The organism is Gemmatimonadales bacterium, from assembly GCA_019637315.1.
Lineage (GTDB): Bacteria > Gemmatimonadota > Gemmatimonadetes > Gemmatimonadales > GWC2-71-9 > SHZU01.
Genome location: JAHBVU010000035.1, coordinates 1 through 8697, shown reverse-complemented (window position 1 = coordinate 8697; position 8697 = coordinate 1). Strand labels below are relative to the sequence as shown.

Annotated in this window: 8 protein-coding genes; 2 read left to right on the top strand and 6 right to left on the bottom strand. The window is 66.4% G+C overall.

Annotation, left to right across the window (positions count from 1 at the left end; all coding sequences use genetic code 11):
* The 4 genes from KF785_17155 to KF785_17140 form a co-directional block, all read right to left on the bottom strand.
* The coding region (locus tag KF785_17155) for a hypothetical protein (protein ID MBX3148497.1) at positions 1–1225 on the bottom strand (1225 nt) is incomplete at its 3' end.
* Between the two features lie 28 nt (positions 1226–1253).
* Entirely contained in the window at positions 1254–1568 is a 315-nt protein-coding gene (locus tag KF785_17150) for a HigA family addiction module antidote protein (protein ID MBX3148496.1), read from the bottom strand.
* 172 nt (positions 1569–1740) lie between these two features.
* Positions 1741–3198 carry a PD40 domain-containing protein gene (locus tag KF785_17145; GenBank protein MBX3148495.1) on the bottom strand — a complete coding sequence of 486 codons (1458 nt, stop codon included), beginning with the start codon at positions 3196–3198 and terminating at the stop codon, positions 1741–1743.
* Positions 3195–4604 (bottom strand): PD40 domain-containing protein, encoded by a 1410-nt coding sequence (locus tag KF785_17140; GenBank protein MBX3148494.1) that lies wholly within the window; start codon positions 4602–4604, stop codon positions 3195–3197. The genes KF785_17145 and KF785_17140 overlap by 4 nt, the downstream gene beginning before the upstream one ends.
* 277 nt (positions 4605–4881) lie before the next feature.
* Here KF785_17140 and KF785_17135 point away from each other — a divergent pair, with 277 nt between their 5' ends.
* Complete coding sequence (locus KF785_17135) at positions 4882–5205, top strand: hypothetical protein (protein MBX3148493.1); 324 nt, start codon at positions 4882–4884, stop codon at positions 5203–5205.
* Between the two features lie 85 nt (positions 5206–5290).
* Positions 5291–6796 carry an Ig-like domain-containing protein gene (locus tag KF785_17130; protein MBX3148492.1) on the top strand — a complete coding sequence of 502 codons (1506 nt, stop codon included), beginning with the start codon at positions 5291–5293 and terminating at the stop codon, positions 6794–6796.
* A gap of 446 nt (positions 6797–7242) precedes the next feature.
* Here the strand turns inward: KF785_17130 and KF785_17125 are convergent, their stop codons facing one another.
* Positions 7243–7965: a hypothetical protein gene (locus tag KF785_17125; protein MBX3148491.1), complete on the bottom strand. Its 723-nt coding sequence runs from the start codon at positions 7963–7965 to the stop codon at positions 7243–7245.
* Positions 7958–8697 (bottom strand): restriction endonuclease (locus tag KF785_17120; GenBank protein MBX3148490.1); only part of this gene is annotated, 740 nt, incomplete at its 5' end. The genes KF785_17125 and KF785_17120, both read right to left, overlap by 8 nt.

The window sequence follows — 8697 nt, the reverse complement described above, 5'->3', positions numbered from 1 at the left end:
TCATCCGTCGGAGCCCTTCCATCAGCGAAAAGAGCCCTGCCTCGCGCACGTAGCGGCCCAGCACCCGTGCAAAGGTGCCGGCGAGCCGTGGATTGCCGCGATGCTGGACGTAGGGCACCGCATCGCTTGCCACCATCACCATCGAATCACGAAAGATCGGGTAGAGCAGCGAGTCGGCGCCCCCAGTCTGGACGATGATGCCGCCCTGCTGCCGGTACCGGATGAACGACTCGCGGGTGAGCCGCTCGCCGGTGGCGGCCCAGACGATGCGATTGAAGTCGTACCCCGGCGTGTCGAGCGCGCGGTCATAGAGCGACGACTGGAGCAGGGTCGAGCTTGCCGTATAGGGATAGGCCTCGGTCGTTACGTTGACGCCGTGAGCGCGGGCCTGGCGGATTGCTGCGAGGAAGTCCGGCACGTTGGGCGCCCCGGAGTTGGCGCCGCTGCTGCTGTTGATGTGCACGACGTGGAGCGCGGCACCGGTCGTCATCGCACTGGTCAGCACCTCCTGGAGGCCGGGATAGCCGCCCACGCCACCGCCAGCTCCGCGGATATGGGTGAAGCAGATGACCTTGCGCTCGGCGCAGAGCTCGAAGTTGCGGAGAATCTCGAAGTGGGTGGCGCCGGGGGTGTAGGCGATGCCCATTCCGATGCCGAGTGCGCCCTCGTCGAGCGACTTGCCGAGTTCGGCACGGACAGTGGCGATGACGGCCGGAGTGCTCGGTGTGTGCGACCAGACGGTCGAGGTGTCGCTGGCTCGCTCTTCGTAGGGGACCAGGGTATCCCCGAACGCGATCCGGCGGGCGTGAAAGTGCGACGCGGCTCCGCCATAGTTGACGCGCGCCTTACCGGCGCGCTCGGCGTAGAACCGGGCCACCGGGCCGATGCCGGTCTCGAGTTCGAGTGCGGTGGTCACGCCGTTCATGGCGTAGTAGCCGTAGCTCTCGTCGTTCTGGCCGTGGGCGTGGAGGTCGACGAATCCTGGGGCGACGACGAGGCCGCGGGCATCCAAGGTATCGCGTCCGCGGAGCGGGGTGCGGCTGATGGTCGCGATCCGGCCGCCGCTGAGCCCTAAGTGGCGGACCGCGTCGAGGCCGGAGGCGGGGTCCATGACGCGACCGTGCTGGATGACGCGGTCGTACACGCGCGACGACTGCTGTGCCGACAGAGTCGACGCAATCCCGGCGGTTAGGAGCGCGACGAGCAGGCGGGTGGTGAGCTTCATGTGACGGTCCGGATTCGGGGTCATGTCGTTACGCGACACGCAGGGGCTTGATGCGGGCCATCTCCGCCTTGAGGGCTTGGGCGGCGTCCCACAGATCGACCGCTCGTTGCGCATTCAGCCAAAACTCGGCCGAGTTGCCGAACAGGCGGGAGAATCGCAGGGCCATTTCCGGGCTGAGGGCCCGCCGTTCCCGCAGGAGCTCATTGATGGACTGGCGCGAGACCCCCGCAGCCTCAGCCAGGCTCGTCACCGTGAGGCGGTAGTCCGGCATGAAATCCTCGCGCAGCATCTCGCCGGGGTGGGTCGGGCGCCGCTTCGATGCGCGCGTGTAGGGGATGCTCATGGCACTTACCTCGATGTCCAGGCGTCGCCATCGATGACACGGAAGCAGGTCCGCCCCTAATCATCGATGACAGCGCATCATGATTAGTGTAACGCATCACGTGACGAGTGTCAATCTTGTCGGTCTCGATTGAACTCAGCGAGATCCGCTCCGCACGGCCGACCGGGATTCCTCATCGTTTCCAAGCCGGTGCGCTGAGGCCCCCGGTATGGAACAAGGGTACCGTGATCCCGGTCGCCACCTGGATGAGTTCGATGCGGGTCGTCTCGGTACTCGTTGCTGCGATCCATGCACCGTCCGGCGACCAGGCCAGCTGCCCGCCCACATAGGTCCGCAGTGGCGACGACACCACCCGGTCGCCTGTGCCGTCCGCTGCCACGGTGTGAATTAGCCGAGCGTAGTCGACGTAGGCGATTCGGTCGCCCGCCGGCGACCAGCTGGGCACGCCACCTGGCAGTCTCCAACTGGAGGAAGCTCCTGCGCCGATCGTGAAGACGCGAAGTTCGCCGGGACCCCAGGTCGACGCATCGACATAGGCGAGCCGGGTTCCGTCCGGCGAGATGGCGGGCGCCACCGCGCGGTCGCGAAGGTCCGGAATCGGAACCGACTGCAGCTGGGTGCCGTTGGGCCGCAAGCGCCAGACATCGATACTGTTCCGCCAGTTGGCAAAGAAGTAGATCCAGGACCGGTCGGTTGGTACGGACGGCGCCAGTGCATGGAACGGCAGCTCGCCTTGCGGAGGTGAGATTCGCGTCACGGCGCCGTTCAGCCCGTAGCGAACCAGTTCCTGCCACAGCTCCCCGCTCCTCGAGACGACGAGTTCGTCGACTCCTGGCATCCACGCGTAGCTGACGAAGCCATGATGACCGGCAGTCTCGGCCACCAGGGTCCGCCGGTTGGAGCCGTCCAGGTCGAACAGGACGATTGCTCCCGAGTGTTCGTCGCGTGCGGCGAGCGTGCCGCTCGGGGCCACGGCCAGGCGGATCGAGGCCGTGGCCTCTGCGGCCCGTACGGTCACGTTCGAGGTTCCATAAGCCGGCCCGGCGAGGAGCTCGTTGGCCGCGGCAACCGAGACGACCGACGGGTTGTCGACCGAAAACGTGACCGCACTCGTACTCGGGTTGTCGTGTCGGTCGCGCTGGACGGCTTGGAGTGTGACTCGTGAACCCGGGTAGCGGACCAGGTCGCCTGCGCTGAGGGCGACGGTTGCTGCGCGCCCGGGGAGAACGGTGAACGCGAGCGTATCTGCCAGGCCGCCCACGCGAACCTCCACCCGCGCTGTTCCGGGCCGGTTTCCCATCCGCACGAAGGCCCCGGTGCGGCCGAGTGCGTCGGTGATATCGGAGGCGGCGAGGTCGACGATGCCGGTGCCAAAGTGGCGCAGCCACACAACCCCTCCGCCTTCCGAAGGAAGTACCGTAAGCTCTACCGCCGCGTTTGGGACGGGCTTGCCGTCCTCGGTACGAACCTCGATCAGGAGAGGCTCCGTCGGCTCGGCATCGACCGTATCGGTGCGCGCCGGATCGGCTACGATTCGCAGCTCGGCGGCGTCAGACGGGGCAGGGCCGTTCGCGTTGCAGCCGGCGATCAGGCTCCCCAGCACGACCCATGGCAGCAGGGATCTCGTCACGGCAGGCGTTCTCCTTGCCAGGCCGTGATCGTCGGCCGCCAGACCGGCCAACGCCCGGGCAGGGAGTCGGGTAGCGGTACCACCAAGCCGTCCGTCACTCTCACGATCCGGAGCGGGTTACTGATGACGAGCCAGGCTCCATCGGGCGACCAGGCGGGTGGAGAGCTTCCTATCTCCGGCATCGGCGCCAGGAGCCGTCGGCCCGACCCGTCGGCCGCGACGACGGCGAGCTGCTCCTCCGCAAAGGACAGGTAGGCGATTCGCTGGCCGTCAGGCGACCAGCGGGGCATGGTCCCGAAGACACCCAGCGGTGTCTCGGAGCCGGTCGTCAAGTTCCGGTTTGTGATCACGGAGCCAGCGCGGACGAAGAGCAGGCGCGTTCCGTCCGGAGCGAGCGATGGGAACTGGTCGCCGTGGGAGTCACTCCCTGCGGTGAGCTGGGTCACAACATCGTTGCTACGGCGGAGCTGCCAGATGGCGGCTGCGTAGGCGTAAACGACGGTCTGTCCTCCAGGCCCGAACTGCGGAGCTTCGGCAGTTTCGAGGAAGGGCCAAGTGCGCGACAACGACCGGATCTGCCCTTCGAGGTCCGCCACGAAGAGGCCGCCGCGCTCGATGGCATACGGCTTGGCGAAGATGAGCTCGTGTCCATCCGGGCTCCAGCCGAGCCCGCCGACGAACTGCCCCAGCACACGCGTGACGTTGCTGCCGTCGAGGTTCTGAACGATCAGGCCCAGGGGCTCCCTGACGACGGCAATCTGCCCTGGCGGAACGACGGAGACGGCTATGGTGTCTGCGGCATCGCCCAAGGCGCCGATCAGGAGGCCCGTACCTGGCTCCGCACCGGCGCGCAGGACGGGGCCGGGCTCCACCGTGAACGCGGTCCCAACGGCGGTCGTCGCCAAGCCCTCAGTGCGCGGATTGAGGTACCGATCGAACGCCGTGAACTGCACCGTTCGGGTGGCCCCGCTTCTGAGCGCTACGAACTTCTCAGACGCTCGGATGATCACGGGCCGCCCGGGCTCGATCGTCACGGTCAGCGTGGTGCCCAGTTCGAGGCGGGGCGCTTGGATATCTACGGTGGCCGGACCGGCCGTCTCTCCAGCGATCAGGGTGGCCGTGATCTCGCCAGCCTCGTTGGTACGCACCACGCCCACGTCGCGGATCGACTCGCCGATCGAGACCTGAACGGCGCGCGCGCCAACGGGACCCACGCGGCGCCCGGCGATGTGGACCTCGACGCCGGGCACCGGGCTGCCCTCTGCATTGGTGATTCGCACGGCAAGCGGTGACATCCGGGCGGATACGGTGTCATGGCTTGGTGCGGAAATGACCTCCGCACGGAATGGCCCCTTGGTCAGGGGGCCAGCCGTGTCGGAACAACCCAGCAGAGCAACTGTCAGCACGCTGAATCGCATCCATGCCGGGCGCCCGGAGTGACGGTAGCCGCGCGGAGCCGCGCCTGGGACCACGGAATGAGCGGCGAGGTGCCAACGTAACGGGAATGGCATTTGCGAGAATGTATCGCGCCTGCGAGACGGTTGCCAGATCTGCTGCGCACGTAGGCCGACCAGGGCCCGATTCGGACGGCAGATGTCTGAGGCTGAGGGCCAATCGCGTAAATTTGGTTACCACTCTGGCGGAATTGATCCTAGCTTGGATCTGTCCCTTCTGGAGCCAAGAATGCCCGTCATGCCAAAGCTGTCGCGGCGCTTCTATGAAGTGCTCGGCGAAGATGTCGTCGACCAGATGGCGGAGTGGTTCAATCAGATGGGTGAAGCCTATCGTGCCGATTGGCGGCTCTACCATGACGCCGGCTTCGGCCGCTCCAACGCCAAATTGGAGCATCGGCTCTCCGAACTCGAACATCAGATCGAGCGACGTTTTTCCGCAATCGACCTCGAGCTCTATCGGAAATTCGCCGATATGGATCGGCGGATCGACCGGCTGGAAGCGGCGATGGCCGAGGGTTTTCGGGACCTTCGCAACGCGGTAGCGCGGGACTAGGCGAAGGCGATCAGAGAGACACGGGCTGCACGACTGTCACACCCCCGTTGCATCGTATCTCCGACCTCGACTCGGAGATACGCTCGTGCCGTTCCGCAGCCCCAACCTCTCGCCGCGCGCCTTGTGCGCCGGCGTCCTCCTGCTGGCCCTGGCCGGTTGCGGAGGTGGCGACCCCACCTCGCCGCCGGCTCCGCCTCCACCCCCGCCGCCGCCACCACCGCCGGCTGCGGTCGCTACGGTCGACCTCACCCCGACCGCCTCGACGTTGCGGGTATCCCACACCCGCCAGCTGAGCGCCACGCCTCGCGATCAGGCCGGCAACGCCCTGTCCGACCGCCCGGTATCCTGGACTTCGTCGGCCTCGTCCGTCGCGTCGGTCAGCGGGTCGGGGCTCGTCACCGCGGTGGCACCCGGCACCGCCACCATTTCCGCAGCGAGCGAGGGTCGTTCGGCCAACGCGACGATCACGGTCACCCTCGTGCCTGTCACGGCAGTGGCTGTCTCACCGGCCGCGGTGACCCGCCTCGTCGGGCAAACCGTGACGCTCTCGGCCGCCCTGGCCGATTCATCGGGCGCACCGATCACTGGCCGTACCGTCAGCTGGGCCAGCGGGAACGGTACGGTCGCGACCGTATCGGCCACCGGGGTCGTCACCGCCCTCACGGCGGGAACGGCCACGATCACGGCGACGGTGGAGGGTGTCAGTGCGGGGGCCACTGTCACTGTGCTCGAACCGGTTGCTACGGTCGTGCTGACCGGCGCCAGCCGAGTCAAGGTCGGCGACAGTTATAGCTATTCCGTGACGGCGCGGCTTGCCGACGGCACCGTGGTAGCGCGGCCGGTCAGTTGGGCCGTGCTCGAGCCGGGGCGGGGCGTCATCTCCTCAGCGGGCGTGCTGACGCCGCTGCAGGCCGGGTCGCTAACGATCCTGGTCAGCATCGATGGAACGGTCTGGTCGGCCGTCAACACCGCGTACGACTGGCTCGAGGCAAACAGCGACGGGAATCGCCTGCTGGCGCTGTCGGCGGACGTGCAGGTGACCAACCGGTTCGGGGTGAGCGAGTACCCCACGCTCGCGCTGGGCTGCGGCCCGAGCGGGCATTTCTTCGTGTGGGTCTCGCTCGACAACTTCGTGACGGCGAACGGGGTGGTGGCCTATTCGTTCGACAGCGGCACCATCTTCTCGGCGGTGTGGGACGAGCTGGCGCCTGCGTACCGGACGCTCTGGCACCCGGGGCCGACCAACCTGCAGCGGAAGAACTTCGGTCAGCTGATTGCCCAGGCGCGGCTCTTCGGATTTGCCTTCAACGAGTTCCTGGCCGACGCCGAGGCGACGTTCTTCCGGGTCACGGGCCTGGGCGCCCGGATCGGCACGCTGCTGGCGGCGTGTCCGAGCAACGCGCTGCGCCTGGCTCCGGATGACCTGGAGCGGGGCAGGGTTGCGTTCCCGACTGCGCCGGGGGTTCAGGCGGCGCCCAGCCTCGACGCTGCCCGGCGAGCGGCCGCGGGCCCGGTGGACCTGACGGTGCCCGTGTTCCGGTGGCCGGCGCCGCGGACCGACACTACCATGATGGTGCGTCGGGGCAACTAGGTGGGCATGGGCTGGACGGGTGGCGTCGGCAGCGACCGGCGCAAACCAGCATTCTTCCCGGTATCGGAGAGCGGGCGTTGGTTGATGCCGATCCGAAGACGTCGAAGCAAAGCGTCTTGCATCACCCCATGGGGTTCCGGCGTGAAAAAGCCTCACTGCGTAAGCCTCGGTGAGGCCTCTGGTTCCACCTGTCGGGACGGCGGGATTTGATCGCGAAGTAACGAGCCGAAGGTTAGTTACCGCGATTTGAACCCGCGACCCACTGAACCCCGCAGTATTTCTGTGTCAACTGCGGGGCCGGGATCAATGAGGCCGAGAAGCTCGCGATGCTCCGGCGCGGGGTCTGGGTGTCATTGTGCTCGGCAACGAAACCTAACGCCCAGTTCAGCGGCGGGCCGCGCAGGGGGCCGACCACTGCAGTCGTCTGCTATACCGAACCGCTCAACTCATCCAGTCTGGTACTCCCCCACGAGTACGCTGTGGAGCGTGCCAATCTCTTCGATGGCCCGGTGCTCTTTCAGGCAAGCGAGATCGAACTTGGAGCAGATATCGACGTCACGCCGGGACATGTAGTTGCCGTGGATGAGCACCTCGCGAATCTGGTCGGCCGCCTCGGGGTACTCGCGCTCTTCGGGGTCGTGGTTCTGGAGCAAGAACTCCCGGTAACAATGCTCGATGACCGGCTTGGAGTGGGTCTGGATCTCTTCCACCACACGCAGGATCTCGGTGATCTTTGCGTCGAGCGCCTCCTGGGTGCTGTAGAAGATGTTGCCGTTGGGGTGGGCGGACTCGTTGCGGTCGTCCACCAGCTTGGCGTACGTGCCGATCTTGCCGTTATCACAGGCAATGAGCTTGAGGAAGCGCAGGATCGTCCGCTCGGGCACGGCGCTGAACACATAGGGCGAGGTAGCTTCGAGCAGCGCCTTCTCGTCCCGCGCGAAGCCGATGAGCCCTTTCTCGAAGTCGCCGGGGCGCGCCTGCTTGATCTGCCAGATGTTGAAGTAGACGCAGCTCATCGTGAGCATGTGGTAGGCGAGGAACGCGAACTGGTACTTGCCGTGGGTGTAGTTCGTCTCAAACGCGTCCCAGAGGAACTCGATGTACTCCTGCTCCTTCGGACTCTTGAAGGAGAACGGCAGATAGTTGCCCAGCTCGGCAGCCTCATCCATCGTCGTCCTCGTCGGTCAGCGCCACCGTCCACACCTGTTTCAACGGGAGCTCGGCGCGCAGGTCTGGGTCGAGCTTGTCGTACACCTCGTACAGCGCGTCGAGCAACTCCGTCTGGGACCACAACCGGACGCGGAAGAAGCTGCCGGCGAGTTCCTTCTGGACGTTGTTCTTGAAGCCGCTCCACGAGACGAAGAGTCCTTCGTTCGCGCCGAACTTGCTGACCGAGCCAAGCAGCTTGTCCACGGTCGGCCGATCGATCGGTGTTTGTTCCGATTTCACCTCGACCACCAGTCGCGGCGAACCGAAACCGAGCGGGCCAGCGCCAGCCAGAATGTCGGCGCCACCGTCAGCACCGGCCGGGCTGCGCCAGGTGGTGTAACCCTGTGCGCGCAGGATGCCCTCGACCAGCCGCGTGAGATCGTCGCCCTTGAATCGACTCAGGATCAGACGCGCGATGCCGTCGCGTGCCCGTTCCTCCAGGTCGAGGTCGGCGGCTTCATCGGCCTCGGCCGTCGGCGCGGTCGGCGCCAGCACCTGCGCGACGGACTCCGGCTGCCAGCCGTTCTTTCGCATCGCCTTCAACCGCACTTCCGCGTCGTTTTTCTGAACGCGGCAGATGGTCATGAAGGCGCCGAAGGTGTTGAGCAGGTCCTTGCCGAAGTGGCTGCGTGGGATCGCCTCGCCGATCCACTTCACGGCGCGCCAGTGGAAGAACGGAGAAGGGCCGCGTG